Source organism: Algoriphagus pacificus, assembly GCF_017254845.1.
GTDB classification, from domain to species: Bacteria; Bacteroidota; Bacteroidia; order Cytophagales; family Cyclobacteriaceae; genus Algoriphagus; species Algoriphagus pacificus.
The window spans coordinates 1,550,328-1,567,352 of the sequence record NZ_JAFKCU010000001.1; the positions used below are offsets into that span (position 1 = coordinate 1,550,328).

At 39.7% G+C, this 17,025-nt stretch carries 13 protein-coding genes; 8 read left to right on the forward strand and 5 right to left on the reverse strand.

Translation table 11 applies throughout. From position 1 onward, the window contains the following. Window positions 1–22 precede the first annotated feature (22 nt). The 4 genes from J0A69_RS06660 to J0A69_RS06675 all read right to left on the reverse strand — a co-directional run bounded on the left by J0A69_RS06660 (window position 23) and on the right by J0A69_RS06675 (window position 5,795). Window positions 23–2,839 carry an outer membrane beta-barrel protein gene (locus J0A69_RS06660; protein WP_206585731.1) on the reverse strand — a complete coding sequence of 939 codons (2,817 nt, stop codon included), beginning with the start codon at window positions 2,837–2,839 and terminating at the stop codon, window positions 23–25. A 573-nt stretch (window positions 2,840–3,412) separates the two neighbouring features. Further along, window positions 3,413–4,057 (reverse strand): 16S rRNA (guanine(527)-N(7))-methyltransferase RsmG, encoded by a 645-nt coding sequence (rsmG, locus tag J0A69_RS06665; protein ID WP_206585732.1) that lies wholly within the window; start codon window positions 4,055–4,057, stop codon window positions 3,413–3,415. Beyond that, a complete protein-coding gene (locus J0A69_RS06670) occupies window positions 4,057–4,668 on the reverse strand; it encodes a sigma-70 family RNA polymerase sigma factor (protein WP_206585733.1) in 612 nt (203 codons plus the stop codon). Before J0A69_RS06670 ends, rsmG begins: the two co-directional genes overlap by 1 nt. Beyond that, on the reverse strand, window positions 4,659–5,795 hold the full coding sequence (locus J0A69_RS06675) for a glycosyltransferase (RefSeq protein WP_206585734.1): 1,137 nt from the start codon (window positions 5,793–5,795) through the stop codon (window positions 4,659–4,661). The genes J0A69_RS06670 and J0A69_RS06675 overlap by 10 nt, the downstream gene beginning before the upstream one ends. A 122-nt stretch (window positions 5,796–5,917) precedes the next feature. On the opposite strand from J0A69_RS06675, the gene tgt reads away from it, so the two are divergent. Genes tgt through J0A69_RS06690 form a run of 3 tightly spaced genes read left to right on the forward strand, consistent with a single transcriptional unit; the run spans window position 5,918 to window position 9,040 of the window. Beyond that, a complete protein-coding gene (gene tgt, locus J0A69_RS06680) occupies window positions 5,918–7,048 on the forward strand; it encodes a tRNA guanosine(34) transglycosylase Tgt (RefSeq protein ID WP_206585735.1) in 1,131 nt (376 codons plus the stop codon). A 3-nt stretch (window positions 7,049–7,051) separates the two neighbouring features. Beyond that, window positions 7,052–8,125 carry an LptF/LptG family permease gene (locus J0A69_RS06685; RefSeq protein ID WP_206585736.1) on the forward strand — a complete coding sequence of 358 codons (1,074 nt, stop codon included), beginning with the start codon at window positions 7,052–7,054 and terminating at the stop codon, window positions 8,123–8,125. Then, on the forward strand, window positions 8,126–9,040 hold the full coding sequence (locus J0A69_RS06690; protein ID WP_206585737.1) for a DMT family transporter: 915 nt from the start codon (window positions 8,126–8,128) through the stop codon (window positions 9,038–9,040). On the opposite strand, the gene ispE is transcribed toward J0A69_RS06690, so the two are convergent. Continuing rightward, window positions 9,037–9,846: a 4-(cytidine 5'-diphospho)-2-C-methyl-D-erythritol kinase gene (ispE, locus tag J0A69_RS06695; RefSeq protein WP_206585738.1), complete on the reverse strand. Its 810-nt coding sequence runs from the start codon at window positions 9,844–9,846 to the stop codon at window positions 9,037–9,039. The genes J0A69_RS06690 and ispE overlap by 4 nt on opposite strands. A gap of 528 nt (window positions 9,847–10,374) precedes the next feature. Here ispE and ilvD point away from each other — a divergent pair. From ilvD to J0A69_RS06720, 5 genes are all read left to right on the forward strand, one after another. Beyond that, entirely contained in the window at window positions 10,375–12,054 is a 1,680-nt protein-coding gene (gene ilvD, locus J0A69_RS06700; protein WP_206585739.1) for a dihydroxy-acid dehydratase, read from the forward strand. Between the two features lie 4 nt (window positions 12,055–12,058). After that, window positions 12,059–13,753 carry a biosynthetic-type acetolactate synthase large subunit gene (gene ilvB / locus J0A69_RS06705; RefSeq protein WP_236032676.1) on the forward strand — a complete coding sequence of 565 codons (1,695 nt, stop codon included), beginning with the start codon at window positions 12,059–12,061 and terminating at the stop codon, window positions 13,751–13,753. A gap of 9 nt (window positions 13,754–13,762) precedes the next feature. Continuing rightward, on the forward strand, window positions 13,763–14,263 hold the full coding sequence (gene ilvN, locus J0A69_RS06710; RefSeq protein WP_184496026.1) for an acetolactate synthase small subunit: 501 nt from the start codon (window positions 13,763–13,765) through the stop codon (window positions 14,261–14,263). A 190-nt stretch (window positions 14,264–14,453) separates the two neighbouring features. Then, window positions 14,454–15,497: a ketol-acid reductoisomerase gene (gene ilvC, locus J0A69_RS06715; RefSeq protein ID WP_206585740.1), complete on the forward strand. Its 1,044-nt coding sequence runs from the start codon at window positions 14,454–14,456 to the stop codon at window positions 15,495–15,497. 18 nt (window positions 15,498–15,515) lie between these two features. Then, window positions 15,516–17,024: a 2-isopropylmalate synthase gene (locus J0A69_RS06720; RefSeq protein WP_206585741.1), complete on the forward strand. Its 1,509-nt coding sequence runs from the start codon at window positions 15,516–15,518 to the stop codon at window positions 17,022–17,024. The last annotated feature ends 1 nt before the right edge of the window (window position 17,025 follow it).

Sequence of the window (17,025 nt, forward strand, 5' to 3'; positions counted from 1 at the left end):
TAGTGTTGATAGTTAATTAAAGTTATCTTCTGCTTTTAATTTCGATTCCTCGCATATTGTAAGTCACGCCTAGAAGGAAATACCTTGACAAGGTTTCGATCATTCCAGTTGAAACGAAATTTTGTCCCGCATACTGGCTGATTGTTTGATTTTGTTTGAAGATATCATAAGCAGAGAGTCTCACTTCCCATTTTTTTGCCTCGCCAATCAGTTTATATACAAACGCATTCAGGATTGGTACATTTTGGTCAAATCCAAAACTTTCATTTTTATATCGGCTATAATTGAATTTTACATCAAAGTAAAAATCTTTTGGAAGCTTGATGTTCATGTTACTGTAGGCACTCCAGTTGATTATATCCTGATTTTGGGAAGGGTTTTGTTCGTATTTAGTTTTACTAAGACGGTATGAAGAGCCTGTATTGAGACTGAACCAATCTATAGGAGTCAGGTTGAAATTGACTGCAAAGTTGTGACTATAGGTGTCTGTTTCAGTTTCTATCGAATTTATCAGAGCAAGGCTTTTAGAATAAGATGGATTTGCAGATATATAGGCAGTGGCTTTAGTCTTTACAATTGGGAAGCCGAAACCCAGATATGGAAAAAAGCGCTGTCCACCGGAAACATTGCCGGGCTTATAGGTTGTAACTAATGTTTCTGGATCAATGGTTTGGTTTTGAACTACCTGGCTTTGATAGAACGTTGAATTAAATGAAAATTGTAAACTCACAAATGTCGCAGGGTCGTACATGTTGAAGCCTGTATTAAATGTATGGGATACTTGAGGCTCCAGATCAGGATTTCCCTCCCGGACGTATAGCGGATTGGAAATGTCTTTGTATGGCTGCAAATCTGAAATATTAGGAGGGGTAACACCAGTAGCATAACTAGCATTGAATCTCTTGTTACCTTTCATTGTTTTCCAGTATGTCACATTAGGAGTAAAATTCAGGTAGCTTTTATCTACAGTTCCTAAAACCTCACTGTCTTTTAATACTGAGAACTGCCCGTTTAATCGGTAGTTTGAAGCAGCTAATCCCACACTTAAGTTTGATCCTTTATTTGCATATCTGATGCTGGACCCAAACCTGTTGTAAGTAATTTTATTGTCAAAAAATCGGCTTAGATTAGGGTTTAGTTCATTCGTATCTCTTGATTCCACGTCGTAAACTTGGCGATCTGTTTCACTCTTTGATTGGCTGAAGTTGTAAAAAGTCTCTACAAAGAATTTGTTTTTGATAGGCTCCACATAAAGGAGACTTGACTTGATCAGGTTTGAACCATTAAGGGCCTGGATTATTTGATCCAAATTTCTGAAATAGGTATTTGGATCAGTAGAGTTCATCAAATCCACGACTGATTTTTGGATTCCATCCTGATCTGCTTTACTCCATGTATCACTGATGCTAGCAGCAAAGTTTCGCCCACTCTTTTTGAATTTATGCCTGTAGATTGCAGTTCCTTGGAATGCACCAGACCATTTATCTGATTGATTGTTCCGATCCATTTGGCTCTGCTCCATATTGCTGCGAATCAGCTCTTGGTGGCTAAGCAGGTTAGTACTTAGTGAGCTTAATCTTCCTTTTGCATTTATTGTGATTGTATTCGCACTGTCTAATTCGTTTTGAAAGCGAAGGTTTACCCGATGGTGACCCACTACATTATTTTGTAAATTTTCATCGGTCGACGTGAAAGAGGAATTGTCTGGCAGAAAGGTAGTTCTACTGTTAAAACTCCTTTGAATTTGATCGCTTCGGCTGAAAAAGTAATTGCTGCTGAAGTCCTTTTTATCTTTTAAATAATTATAATTTATTCCTAAAGCTTGATTTTTGGAATAGCCTGAATTGAGATTATTGAAGGGTATTTCGAAAGATTCTTCACCATCTCCTCCGGAAATAATGATGACATTTGATCCACCGCTTCCATTAAACCCAAAATCTCCGGTATCCCCCCATTGGAAGGCATTGCTTCCCCTAAACTCCTGTAAATCATCAAAACTAAGGCCTGATTGATTGACATTATTGCCATACCCTATGATCGAAAATTGGTTTACTTTATCAAACTTATTGAAAGAAGCATTAGCATTCCACCTGTCATCGGTGCCTCCCGCTGCGGAAATCTTACCAAACCCTCCATTTTTTGCATCTTCTTTCAACTCAACGTTTAAGGTCTTCTCTTTCACCCCATCTTCTACCCCGGTGAGTTTTGACTGTTCTGATTTGTCATCAAAAAGCTGAAGCTTGCTTATCGACTCAGCATTCAAATTTTGGGTGGCCATTTTTGTATTTCCTCCAAAAAAACGCCTTCCATCTATTGTTACCTTTTGGACCTGTTGTCCTTGGGCTACAATATTCCCATCCTTATCTATTTCTATTCCTGGTAGTTTTCGGAGCAATTCTTCTAAAGTTGCTCCAGGTGGTACTTTGAATTTGCTAGCATCATATTCGATAGTGTCTCCCCGCATCATCAAAGGCGCTTTTGCTGCCTTAACTACCACCTCATAAAGTTCCTGTAAAATAGGCATCAACTGAATCTCCTCAACCTCCAAATCACCTGTTTCAGGGAGGACCAATTCTTTTTGAAGAGGAAGATATCCCATATAGGTGGCTTTGATCAGTAACGGCTGCCGATCAACGTTTTTGAATATATATTCCCCATCTTTATTCGTAAGCGTATATGCCACCAACGCAGAGTCCTTGGGCGTAAGAAGAAGCACAGAGGTGTAATCTAGGGGGCTATTTGTTGTGTCTTTCACCACGCCACTGATATTAAGTTTGGATTGGGCATGGGTAGAAAAAGTGATGGCAGCCAGGAGAAGGCATGAAATGAGAAATTTCATCTTATTTAGTTTTATTTTTTAACTATATTTTTTTTAACAGACCTCCTTATCAAAAAAATAACTACCGTTGAACCATTATATGTAGCGTCTTTCTTTAAGGTGTTTAGACAGAGTATTGGGAAAAAAAGTATTGAATTAAGTTCAGTTGAAAATTATTGTACTTTACTTCCAAATCTCTTTGTGTACTTTTATTATATGTATTTGTTTACTTCTAATTTGCAGAGGATGAGCCTATTAGTTTCTCTTCTGCATCTAGAGTAGTTTTTAAACGAATCAAAAATTCTTTAAATCAAGTAGTTTCAGCCTTTGAAAAATTGGCAATTACCTAATTATTTAACAATTGAAAATTTTAACACTGCTAGTATAATAATCCTTTAACTAAAAATCGAATACTAACTTGTTAAATGATGTTATTTCGATTGAAATAGATGTGGGTCTCAGTTGGAAAGGAGAAAATAACCATCGTAAAAACTTGCACAAAAAGTCAATTTCCAAGGAAATGGATTCTTTCTATACCGAACTCAAAAAGTAGCAATTGTGGCTTTTAATAATTGATTTTAGATTCGATAAAATTTATCTCTTATCCTCCCAAGGCATGTAAACAACCTTTTTTGTCTCAAAAAAATCTTCCTTGAAATAGTCTTCTAAATGGTAGACAACATAGGATTTTCCAAGTTCTTCCATTTCTTCATCCACATCTCCACCTTTGAGATAAAGAATTCCATTAGGGTATTCGTTGATGTCTTCTTTGCGGATTTTGTTTTTTACCCAAGGATAAAAATTTGCCATGCGTGTCACGGCTCTACTGACTACAAAATCATATTTACGCACCAATTCTTCAGCTCGAGCTTGCTGAGCTTCCACATTGCTGAGCTTCAGTTGTTTCGCAACGTCTTTTACCACGGTGATTTTCTTGCCAATTGAATCCACCAAATGGAAATGACAATCTGGAAATAAAATCGCCAAAGGAATTCCTGGAAAGCCTCCTCCAGTTCCAATATCCAAGATTTTGGTGCCTGGCTGAAACTGCATCACTTTAGAAATTCCCAAAGAGTGAAGCACATGATGAACATAGAACTGCTCCATGTCTTTCCTGCTGATCACATTGATTTTGGAATTCCAATCGCTATATAAATCAGCTAATTTGGAGAATTGCTCCACTTGCTTTTCTGTCAACGCAGGAAAGTAACCTTGAATAATTTCTACACCTGGATTCATTAGATATGTTTTTCTTTCCCGGAGGCTATTTCATACAAAAGCTCGCGAGATCTATGAAGCTGAGCTTTGACAGTGCCGAGTGGCTTGTCCAGTTCCTGAGCGATTTCCTCATAGGAAAGTTCGTCGAAATAGCGGAGCTGAACCAGTTTTCTATATTTCGCAGGGAGCTTATCCACAAAAATCCTAACCATCTCGATTCGTTGGGTTCTGATGTATTCATCCTGAGGATTATTGTCATCGTCTTCCACATCGATATTCACAGAGTTCCCTCCATCATCGGTCAATGTATTATTCAAACTCATGGTTTTGAGTTTTTTCTTACGGATGAAGTCAATGGTATTATTGGTGGCGATTCTAAAAAGCCAGGTACTGAAGGTGTAGTCTTTCTTGAAGCGCTCTAGATTTTTGAATGCTTTTGCAAAAGCCTCCATGGTCAAATCCTCGGCATCATCTGCATCCCTGATCATTTTCAAAATCATGAAATAAACGGCTTTCTTATACCGCTTCATTAAGCTGGCATACGCTTGCTGGTCTTTGTCCTGAACCGCTTTATCGATTAGGGCAAAGTCCTCTAATGCTTTATTTGAAAAACCTCTTTCGTTTATTTCCATTGGATGTCTTTAGCCTGGTGCGAGATAGTGCCCAATATCCAAAAGTAACCTAAATACAAGAAATCGTGCATCCAGCTGTTTTTTGGGGCATTGGTGCCTTGGATCTTTTTACTAGCTGACGCAAATATGGCAACTACTATAACAGACCTTAAAAGAATAATACCGAAAACAATGAAAAATTGTTCCCAACTCTGATCAATTCCGAAATAAATAAGTAAACCAAAGCCTCCTAACCAGAATAATGCATGAGAAAGTGAGAAAAAACCAATTTTTTGTTTGTCCTCAGCTCTGTAAAATTTCCCTGCGTGAAGATGTCTCTTTTTTTGCACTAAATATTCTTTGAAAGTCAATTTGGGTTTCGAAACAGTATTTGCTTCTGGATCTAACACAATAGCTGTGTTTTTACCAGTAGCATACTGGTTTACAAAAAGATCATCATCTCCTCCTTCGATATGCCAAAACCCTTTAAAAGCTTTGACCTCCATGAAAAAGCTTCTACGATAACATAGGTTTCTTCCCACGCCCATGAAAGGAGCTTTCCATAGTCCGAATGACAGGTAATACATTGCTGTCAAGAGGGTTTCATATTGAATCCAGCTGTTAAGAAAACCTTTTACTTTCTCATATCCCGAAAATCCCAAAGCAAAGGTTTTTCCATTTTCTCGCACAGGAGCAGTCATTTTTCGGATCCACTGATTTGAATTCGGAACACAATCGGCATCTGTAAGCAAAATGACATCATTTTTCGAGACTTTGATGCCTAGCGTCATGGCAAACTTTTTGGAAGTCACATGGTCAGGGGTGTATTTCACCGTGACTGACCTCAAGCGAGGATAAATAGCCATCATTTCCTCAAGCAATCTCTTGGTGCGATCAGTAGACCTATCATTGACTACCATCACATCAAATTTAGGATAATCCTGTTCGAAGAGTTTGGGGATCAGTGTTTTGAGGTTTTGAAACTCATTATGAGCTGCTACCAAAACAGTCACACCTTCTTCATTTTGAGAATTTGAGGAGGACTTAGATAACTTATAAAAGGCGGTACGGCCAAATATGATCAACAGGTATATGATCTGAATCAATATTCCGACACCGAAGAAAAACCAAAGTAAAAATAGGCCCATAGGTCAATTTTGCTGGGCAAATATAAAATCAAATTCAGCAAGTCATTTAAGAATAAGCGTATATTTTTGTAGCCTAGATCATACAATTTGCGGATTGTGTCAACAATCGCGTTCATAACACTATGAAGTTCACCTTATCACAGCAAGATTCAAAAAGTAAAGCACGTGCCGGAGTAGTTAAAACGGATCATGGAGATATCCAGACTCCGATTTTTATGCCGGTGGGCACAGCTGGTTCGGTCAAAGCTGTTCATCAGAGAGAGTTGATGTATGATGTAAAGGCTGAAATCATTCTTGGAAATACCTATCACCTTTATCTACGGCCGGGACTGGATATTCTGGAGAAAGCAGGTGGCTTACATAAATTCAACGGCTGGACAAAACCTATTTTGACTGATAGTGGAGGGTATCAGGTTTTTTCTTTGTCAGGTACAAGAAAGATCAAAGAGGATGGCGTGATGTTCAAATCCCATATTGATGGGTCAAAGCATCATTTTACACCTGAGAATGTCATGGATATCCAGCGAACGATAGGAGCAGATATCATCATGGCATTTGATGAATGTACTCCTTATCCATGCGAATACGGTTATGCCAGGAATTCTATGGAAATGACCCATCGCTGGCTAAAAAGGTGTATCGATCGATTCGAAGAGACGGAAGGGAAGTATGGCTACAGCCAGACCTTGTTTCCAATTGTTCAGGGCTCTGTTTACAAGGACTTACGAAAGCAAAGCGCTGAGTTTATTGCCTCAACCAATCAAGAAGGAAATGCAATTGGTGGTCTGTCTGTAGGGGAACCCGCAGAAATGATGTACGAAATGACTGAGTTGGTCACAGATATTTTACCTGCAGAAAAACCTCGCTATTTAATGGGAGTAGGAACTCCTGCCAATATCCTCGAATGCATCGCGCTGGGAGTGGATATGTTTGATTGCGTCATGCCAACAAGGAATGCAAGAAATGGGATGTTGTTTACCTCTGAAGGGATTATCAACATCCGAAATGAGAAGTGGAAAGATGATTTTTCTGCAATTGACCCAGCTATTGGTGGCCATGTCAGTACTTTCTACTCCAAAGCTTATTTGAGACATTTGGTCATCAGTAAAGAGATATTGGCGGCACAAATTGCGAGCATTCATAACCTAAGTTTTTATCTTTGGTTGGTGAAACAAGCTAGAGAACATATCCTTGCTGGAGATTTTGCCGTTTGGAAAGATCAAATGGTAAAAAAAGTAAGTACCAGACTCTAATTCATGAAACTTCTCGACAAACTGATCATCAAGGATTTTTTAAAGACCTACTTCTTTGTAGTGGTCATGTTGATTCTGATTGTATTGGTGCTGGATTTTACAGAGAAGAATGACACCTACATCAGGAATAGTGTTCCTACCCCTGAGGTTCTAAAGTACATGGCCAATTATGGCTTGTATTTGAACAATCTATTGACGCCAATTACTGTTTTTATATCTGTCATTTTCATTACTTCCAAAATGGCAGGACGAACGGAAATCATTGCAATTTTGAGTAGTGGAGTGAGTTTCCCTAGGTTACTACGACCTTTTATTTTTGCTGCGATGATGATTGGAGGAGTGAGTTTTCTATTGAATGGATGGGTTTTACCTGTAGCTACAGAAGGTGTTACCAAGTTCAGGTTAAACTATTTGGAAAAGAATAAGACTTCCTCTGATCCTAATCCTCATATCAAAGTAGGACCAGAATCTTATGCCTATATGAGTAGGTTCTATAAGACTGGTAATACAGGTTATTATTTTACTCTGGAAACAATAAAAGACGGGGAGTTGCTTGCGAAATTATCATCTGATCGCATCGAATGGGATACGGCTAAAAATGCCTGGACCCTTATTAACTGGAGGCTTAGAGAATTAAAAGAAGACCGAGAGATCTATACAACGGGTGAGAAATTAGACACCACTTTATCTATCACTCCTGCGGATTTTGATCTACCTCCTAATCATCATGAAACTTTGAAACTTCCTGAACTTGGCAGGCAGATCAGGATTTTGGAAGACCGAGGAGCGGATAATGTGGCCTTTTATAAGATAGAGCGTTATGTGCGATTTATGTCGCCATTTGCGGCAATAATCCTGACTTTTATAGGTGTGATCATGTCTGCTCGCAAAACCAGAGGCGGATCAGGTTTCCAAATTGCCATGGGATTCTTGCTGGCATTCATATACATTTTGCTTTTTATTCTTTCCCGGACATTTGCTGAAAATGGATCCAGCTATCCAATTCTAGCTGTTTGGCTGCCAAATATATTATTTGCGCTTACTGGGCTAGTTTTATACAAAACCGTCCCTCGCTAAATGACAGGTTCGCTGAAAGACTACCTGATGCTTCATTTTATAGTCCTGATTTGGGGTTTTACTGCCATTTTGGGATTGCTGATCAGTTTGCCAGCTATTGAACTGGTGTTTTATCGCACATTGATAGCGTCTATTGGAGTGGCTTTTCTTTTTTTATTTAAGAAAGAGTCCTTGCTGATTTCTCCAAGGCAGATGGTGAAAGTGACAGCAACGGGTTTGATCATTTCTTTGCATTGGATTCTTTTCTTTTGGTCTGCCAGAGTTTCCACTGCATCCGTTTGCCTAGCCGGGATGGCCACGACTTCGCTCTGGACTGCATTTGTGGAGCCGGTTTTCAATAAATCAAAAATCAAATGGTACGAAGTGGGTTTGGGGCTGCTGGTTATTTCAGGGCTTTTGGTGATTTTCAGCTTTGAAAGCGGATATTGGTTAGGCTTGTTTATGGCCTTGGGATCTGCATTTTTGGCAGCTACTTTTTCGGTCATCAATGGGAAACTCACACAGCAGCATAGTCCGTATCAAATTACTTTTTATGAAATGGCGGGAGCCTGTCTTTTCTCTGCTCTCTTTATGCCTTTTTATTCCTATTTCTTGTCAGAAGATGGATTGAAAATGAATTGGGAAGGCTATGATTGGTTTTGGTTATTGATTCTGGGAGGAGTTTGCACTGTTTATGCCTTTTCAGTTTCGGTTGAGTTAATGAAACGGCTGTCAGTTTTTTCCATCAATCTGACTATTAATCTAGAGCCAGTTTATGGGATTATTTTGGCTGTTTTGGTTTTTGGAGAAAGCGAAAAAATGACACCGCAGTTTTATTTGGGCACAACCATTATCCTGATTTCTGTGCTTTCTTATCCAGTCCTTAATTTTTTCAACAAAAGAAGGAAAGCCAAGCGATTATCAGGAATTAATTAGAGAAGAGATTCGAAATAGAAGTAATCAGAATTTCGATTCGATAATTCAGGTTTGCTATCAAATAATCCAAAAACTGTAGATCCAGATCCTGACATGGCAGCATAGAATGCCCCTGACTGATACAGTTGAGATTTGATCTGGCCGATCTCTGGATATGCCGAGAACACACTTGGCTCAAAATCATTGATCAATTCATCTTTCCACCTGGATTTGTCTTGGATCAGTTCCTTTAAGCTCACTTCTGGCTTTTTAGGCTTCACACCTGCGTAAGCCTCTTTTGTGCCTACGTGGATTCCCGGATTAATTAAGACAAGGTATGTTCCTTTTAAATTCAGGTCTACAGCTTCGAGTATTTCACCACGGCCAGTGGCGATTTTTGGTGTGTTTTCAACAAAGAAAGGACAATCACTACCAAGTTTTGCGGCATATTCCTCTAAAAAGAAGTCGTCTAGAATCAGGTCAAAAAGGTTGTTCATCAGATTCAATGCAAAGCCTGCATCTGCAGATCCTCCTCCCAGTCCAGCACCCATAGGGATATTTTTATGCAGGTGAATCGAAACCTGAGGTAGACTTGGGAAATCCTTTTTCAAAAGCTGGTATGCTTGAATGATCAGATTGTCTTTTGGGTCTCCAGGAATCGCAATACCTGTACTGTTCCATTGAAATCTTTTCGGGTCAATAATAATTTCCAAAGCATCAAAAAGTGGAATAGGATACATGCAGGTTTCAATCTCGTGATACCCATCATTTCTTTTAGAGGTAATGTGTAGTCCTAAATTGATTTTGGCATTGGGGAAGCAAATCATGGGTGATCTTGTAGTTTGGTCAAAAATAGAAGATAATTTTTCAGGGAGGAATAGGAGCAGAGTTTTTTAGATTTTTTACAAAAATGTTTCTTTTGAATCAAATGATGCTTTATTTCGAATTCATTAAAAAAGAACCGAGAGTTTTTTCAAAAATTTTAAAATATATCGAAATCAGTACAAAATTTTGAATTTTGAAAAAACGGCAAATCTATTTGTTAAAAAACGGTGCATTGCTGGCCAATGTTGAAATTAAATACTGATAATTTCTAAAATACTTATATAAAATATCTTACAATTGCTCTTCAGGTAAAATTAAATATTGTAAGTCTGAATTTTCAGTTTTAAGTTTGTCTTGTAATACGAATCGAATCAAAGAAACCTTCGACATAACTATGTATAAAGTAGTCATTTTGCTAAGCTTAATTATTCTCATTGGATGTTAAAAGTGAGGCACTAGACTATTTATAATGAATTAACAAAATCTAAAGTGCCTCACTAAACCTGAGGCACTTTTTTTTACACACCAATATGACCCTGAAAAAACACAGTTGGGAAATCAGTGAAAATCCGGAACATCCGGCCGGAATGGCTATGTTGTATGCCACCGGAATGAGCGATAAAAAGATGAAACAGCCTTTTGTAGGGATAGCGAGTTGTGGCTATGAAAGTAACCCCTGCAATATGCACCTCAACGACTTTGCCGGTCTGATCAAAGCCTCCTCTCAGGAGCACGATCTGACCGGTTTGGTTTTTAATACCATTGGCATTTCTGATGGAACTACCATGGGTACTTTAGGAATGCGTTACTCTTTGGTTTCCAGAGAGATCATTGCAGATTCAATTGAATCTTTTATCGTAGGACATTCTTTTGACGGTTGCGTGGCTGTCGCAGGTTGTGACAAAAACATGCCAGGTGCCTTAATGGGCATGATCAGAACTGATAGACCATCTATCTTATTATATGGAGGAACAATTGCCTCCGGACATTACAAAGGTGAGAAGCTGAATATTGTTTCCGCTTTTGAAGCTTTTGGCAAAAGAGTTAATGGGAATATTTCTGATGAGGATTATGATGGCGTGATCCGAAATGCTTGCCCTGGAAAGGGAGCTTGTGGAGGAATGTACACGGCAAACACCATGTCTTCTGCAATTGAAGCAATGGGGATGTCTTTGCCTTATTCTGCATCATATCCAGCTAATTCACCAGAGAAGTTGAGAGAATGTGCCGAGGTCAATAAATACATGCGTATTCTTCTTGAGAAGGATATTAAGCCAAGTGATATCATTACCAGAAAAAGTATTGAAAATGCTGTCACTTGTGTCATTGCACTTGGAGGTAGCACTAATGCAGTGATGCATATTATCGCAATTGCAAGGACTGCTGGAGTTGATTTCACGATTGATGATTTTAAAGCAATCAATGCTAAAACTCCAATGATCGGTGACTTCAAACCATCTGGAAAGTTTATGATGGAAGATCTTCATGAGCAAGGCGGTTTGCCAGCATTCATGAAATACATGTTGAATAAGGGTTTCTTGCATGGAGATTGCCTTACTGTAACCGGTAAGACTTTGGCAGAGAATCTAAAAGATGTTGAGCCAGTGACTGTTTCTATGGTCAATGTGATTCATCCTTTGGAAACTCCAATCAAAGCAACAGGGCATTTGTGCATTCTGTCAGGCAATCTAGCCCCAGAAGGAGCTGTTGCAAAAATCACCGGGAAAGAGGGAAGTTCATTTACAGGTCCAGCTCATGTTTTTGACTCTGAGCAGGATGCCAATGATGCGATCCGTGATCATAAGATCGAAAAAGGTGAAGTAATCGTCATTAGAAATATTGGACCGAAAGGTGGTCCTGGTATGCCAGAAATGTTGAAGCCAACTTCCATGATCATTGGTGCTGGTTTAGGTTCTGACGTTGCCTTGATTACTGATGGAAGATTTTCCGGAGGAACGCACGGATTTGTTGTAGGACACGTTACTCCAGAAGCATTCAGTGGAGGACCAATCGGATTGGTTCAAAATGGAGATATCATTACCATTGATGCTGATAATTTAAAGCTTTCTGTGGCAGTTTCTGAAGAGGAGTTTGCAGAGAGGAAGAAAACCTGGAAACCAAAAGAAATTTCTGGTTTGCAGGGAACATTGAAAAAATACAATAAACTTGTTGCTACAGCATCTGAAGGTTGTGTAACAGATAAATTTTAAGCCTATGAAAGACTTGATGATCCGAGGAGCTGATATCGTAGTCAAAACACTCATAGAGGAAAATGCCGAAATTATTTTCGGATATCCCGGAGGTGCAATCATGCCAGTGTACGATGCACTGTATGATTACCACGATAGAATCAAACATGTACTTACCCGACATGAGCAAGGAGCAATCCACGCAGCGCAGGGGTATGCACGAGTCTCAGGAAAAGTCGGTGTCTGTTTGGCTACTTCAGGGCCAGGTGCCACCAACCTAATTACAGGTTTAGCAGATGCATTGATCGATAGTACACCTTTGGTATGTATTACCGGTCAAGTTGCGGCTCATTTGTTAGGTACGGATGCATTTCAGGAAACTGATATCCTAGGCATGTCTATGCCTTCGACCAAATGGAATATTCAGGTTAGAAGAGCAGAAGATATTGCTCCGGCTATCGCAAAAGCATTCTTTATTGCAAGATCTGGCAGACCTGGACCGGTATTGATAGACATTACTAAAAATGCCCAAACTGATTTTGGGGAATTCAATTATGTCCCATGTTTAGGCTTTAGATCTTATCAGACTAAAATTGAAATCAACAAAACTGATGTTGAGAGGGCAGCTGCTGTGATTGACGCAGCAGAAAGACCTTATGTCTTATTTGGTCAAGGTGTAGTTTTGGGAAAAGCAGAGGCGGAGTTTAAAGCCTTTTTGGACAAAACGGGAATTCCTGCAGCTTCTACCTTATTGGGTTCAGGAGCACTTCCGCAAGATCATCCAAACTTTGTAGGAAAGCTTGGGATGCATGGAAACTATGCACCAAATATGCTTACCAACCAATGCGATGTTTTGATTGCAGTTGGGATGAGATTTGATGACCGTGTTACTGGAGATGTGAAAAGATATGCCAAGCAGGCTAAAATCATTCATTTAGAATTAGATCCGGCAGAAATCAGTAAAACGGTAAAATGCCACCATTCAATTCTGGGTGATTGTAAAGACAGTTTGGCCTTATTGACGGAAGCTGTATCGCAGAAGTCTCACAAAGAGTGGATGGAAAGATTCCGCGAATTGGAAAGAGAAGAAAATGCTGCGGTTGTACAGCATGACATCACTCCAACCAAAGTTGGACTTACCATGGGTGAAGTAATTCATCAAGTGAATCAATACAAAGCAGATGACGCAGTTTTGGTGACTGACGTAGGTCAGCATCAGATGATTGCGTGGAGATATTTTAATTACAAAAAATCCCGAACTCAGGTTACTTCAGGTGGCTTGGGAACCATGGGGTTTGCGTTGCCAGCGGCATTAGGAGCCCAGATGTTTGATTTTTCCAGACAAGTAGTTTGTGTAGTTGGAGATGGAGGAATCCAGATGACTATTCAAGAACTTGGAACGATCATGCAGACTAAAGCTCCTGTGAAAATTATTTTGCTCAATAATAATTACTTGGGCATGGTAAGACAATGGCAGCAAATGTTTTTCGATAAGCGCTATTCATTTACAGAATTGGATAATCCGGATTTTGTGAAAATTTCTGAAGCGTACGGCATCAAATCCCAAAAGGTGACCGATCGCGCAGATTTGAATGAAGCCATCGAAGACATGTTGATACATGACGGACCATACTTCCTAGAAGTAGTAGTGGAAAAAGAAGACAATGTCTTCCCAATGATCGCTACGGGATGTTCTGTAGAAGAGGTAAGACTTAGTTAACTCAGGCCTATGAAACGTTACACCATTTTTGTGATTACCGAAAACTTTATCGGTATTCTCAATCGCATCACGATCATCTTCACTAGAAGAGGAATCAATATCGATGCACTTACTGCCTCTGAAAGCAGAATTGAAGGGATTCATCGCATCACCATCGAAGTGACGGCAAGTGAAGATACCGTCATTCAACTCGTCAATCAGATTGAAAAAATCATTGATGTGATCAAGGCATTTTATCATGAAGATGAAGGGGTGGTTTATCAAGAGATTGCGCTCTATAAAATTCCAGTTTCAAAATTGGATGGAGGCCTTGAAAAAATAATCCGTCAGCATAATGCGAAAATCATTGCAGCTGAACCTGAATTCGTGGTTTTGGAGCTTTCAGGACATAAAGAACAAACTCAAGAACTGCTTGAAATATTGAAAGGATATGGACTTTTGGAATTTGCCCGCTCTGGTAGAGTGGCCGTAGCCAAAAGAATGCATACCATCGATAGTTACGTCAAATAAGAAAAATCAAATCGTAAACCTATGAAATCGAGATGTTCAAGAGGCTTCTCTGAGGCTTTCTTGTCTGTTTAGATTCCATGAGATCATTCAATAAATAATAAACTCATGAAATGACCTCTCTTGGTTGTCGCCTAATCAAATCAAACCTAGCGACCTCCAATTGGCCATTAAAAATCAAATTACTAAGCACATGAAATTAAAATTCGGCACAGTAGAAGAAAACGTAGTAACCAGAGAAGAATTTCCTTTGGAAAAAGCTAGAGAAGTCCTAAAGGACGAAGTGATTGCAGTTTTGGGTTACGGAGTACAAGGACCAGGACAAGCTTTGAACCTGAAAGACAATGGTTTCAATGTTATCGTGGGTCAAAGAAAAGGATCTAAAACTTGGGACAAAGCTGTATCAGACGGTTGGGTTCCTGGTGAAACTTTATTTGAACTGGAAGAAGCTTGTGAAAAAGGTACTATTCTTCAGTTCCTTCTTTCTGATGCTGGTCAAATTGCTCTTTGGCCAACTGTGAAAAAACATCTGACTCCAGGGAAAGCATTGTATTTCTCTCACGGATTCGGTGTTACCTACAAAGAAAAAACCGGAATTATTCCTCCAGCGGATATTGATGTGATCTTGGTTGCACCAAAAGGTTCTGGAACATCTTTGAGAAGAATGTTTGTAGAAGGAAGAGGCTTGAATTCTTCTTTTGCGATCTATCAGGATGGAACTGGAAAGGCTAAAGACAGAGTTGTAGCACTAGGTATTGGTGTTGGATCTGGATACTTGTTCGAAACTGATTTCTACAGAGAAGTGACTTCAGATTTGACGGGTGAAAGAGGAACTTTGATGGGTGCTATCCAAGGAATTTTCGCAGCACAGTATGAAGTGTTGAGAGCAAATGGACATACTCCATCTGAAGCTTTCAACGAAACTGTAGAAGAATTGACTCAGTCATTGATGCCGTTGGTAGCAGAAAATGGAATGGACTGGATGTATGCAAACTGCTCCACCACTGCCCAGAGAGGTGCTTTGGATTGGTGGAAGCCTTTCAGAGATGCTACTAAGCCGGTGTTTGAAGAATTATATAACAGTGTGAAAACTGGTAAGGAGGCTCAAAAGTCAATCGACTCTAACTCCAAAGAAGATTACAGAGTGAAATTGGAAGCTGAACTGAAAGAATTGAGAGATTCTGAAATGTGGCAGGCAGGCGCCGTCGTCAGACAGTTGAGACCAGAAAACAATTAAACTTAAAACCCAAGAACTATGAGTGAAAAGCTATGGATATTTGACACAACCCTAAGAGACGGGGAGCAAGTGCCAGGGTGTCAGCTGAATACCCAGGAGAAAATTGTGGTGGCGAAAGCTTTGGAAGAACTAGGTGTAGATATCATCGAAGCCGGCTTTCCAATTTCCAGCCCGGGGGATTTTAACTCGGTAGTGGAAATTTCAAAGGCAGTTTCAAACCCAATCATTTGTGCCCTCTCGAGAGCCGTTGAAAAGGATATCGAAGTAGCAGCCCAAGCACTCAAATATGCTAAGAAAGGGCGAATCCACACCGGAATCGGTGTTTCACCTTACCATATTCAATTCAAGCTGAGATCCACGCCTGATGATATCATCAAGCGTGGTGTCGCAGCTGTGAAATTTGCGAAAAGATTCGTGGAGGATGTGGAATTCTATGCAGAAGATGCAGGTCGATCCGAACCGGATTTCCTTTGCAAAATTATTGAAGAGGTTATCAAAGCGGGTGCTACTGTAGTGAATATTCCTGATACGACTGGATATTGCCTTCCGGAACAATACGGTGCCATCATTGCTAGTTTGAAAAACAATGTTCCAAACATTGATAAAGCAATTATTGCGACTCACTGCCATAATGACTTAGGCATGGCAACAGCTAATACTGTGGCAGGTGTGCAGCATGGAGCGAGACAAGTAGAGGTGACTATCAACGGAATCGGTGAACGCGCAGGAAATACATCCATGGAAGAAGTGGTGATGGCTATTAAGTGCCATAAATCAATTCCTGTTCATACAGAAATCGTAACGCCTAGAATCTATAAGACTAGCCGTTTGGTTTCCAAGTTAATGAATATGCCAGTACAGCCTAACAAAGCAATTGTGGGTAGAAATGCATTTGCGCATTCTTCCGGCATCCACCAAGACGGTGTATTGAAGCATAGAGAAAACTATGAGATCATCGATCCGAAAGAAGTGGGAGTCGATGAATCAACAATTGTATTAACAGCAAGATCTGGAAGAGCAGCTTTGAAGCACCATTTAGATGCTTTGGGAGTGGAACTAGAAGGCGATGCTTTGCGAGAAGTTTATGAGGCATTTTTGATTCTAGCTGATTCTAAAAGAGATATAGGAAGAAAAGACCTGATGGGACTTGTCGGAAAATACATGGAGGAATCCAATTTCATCGAACTGGGAACAGTGACTTATTCTTCCAATGGAAGCATTCAGGCACAGGTTTCATTGAAAATAGGAGACGAGCCTCATACAGCAACTTCCCATGGAAATGGACCAGTTGATGCTGTTTTGAAAGCCATCGATAAAATTGTGAAACCACAGGTTGACCTAGAAGAATTCCTAATCCAGGCCATCACACATGGAAGTGATGATGTGGCCAAAGTTCACATGAGATTGATCAAAGGTGAAAAGCCTTACTATGGATTTTCTTCCAACACAGACATTGTCTTAGCATCTGCTCAGGCTTTTGTTGATGCCCTAAACAAAATACCAGTCAAAGAATATACGACTGCTTAAA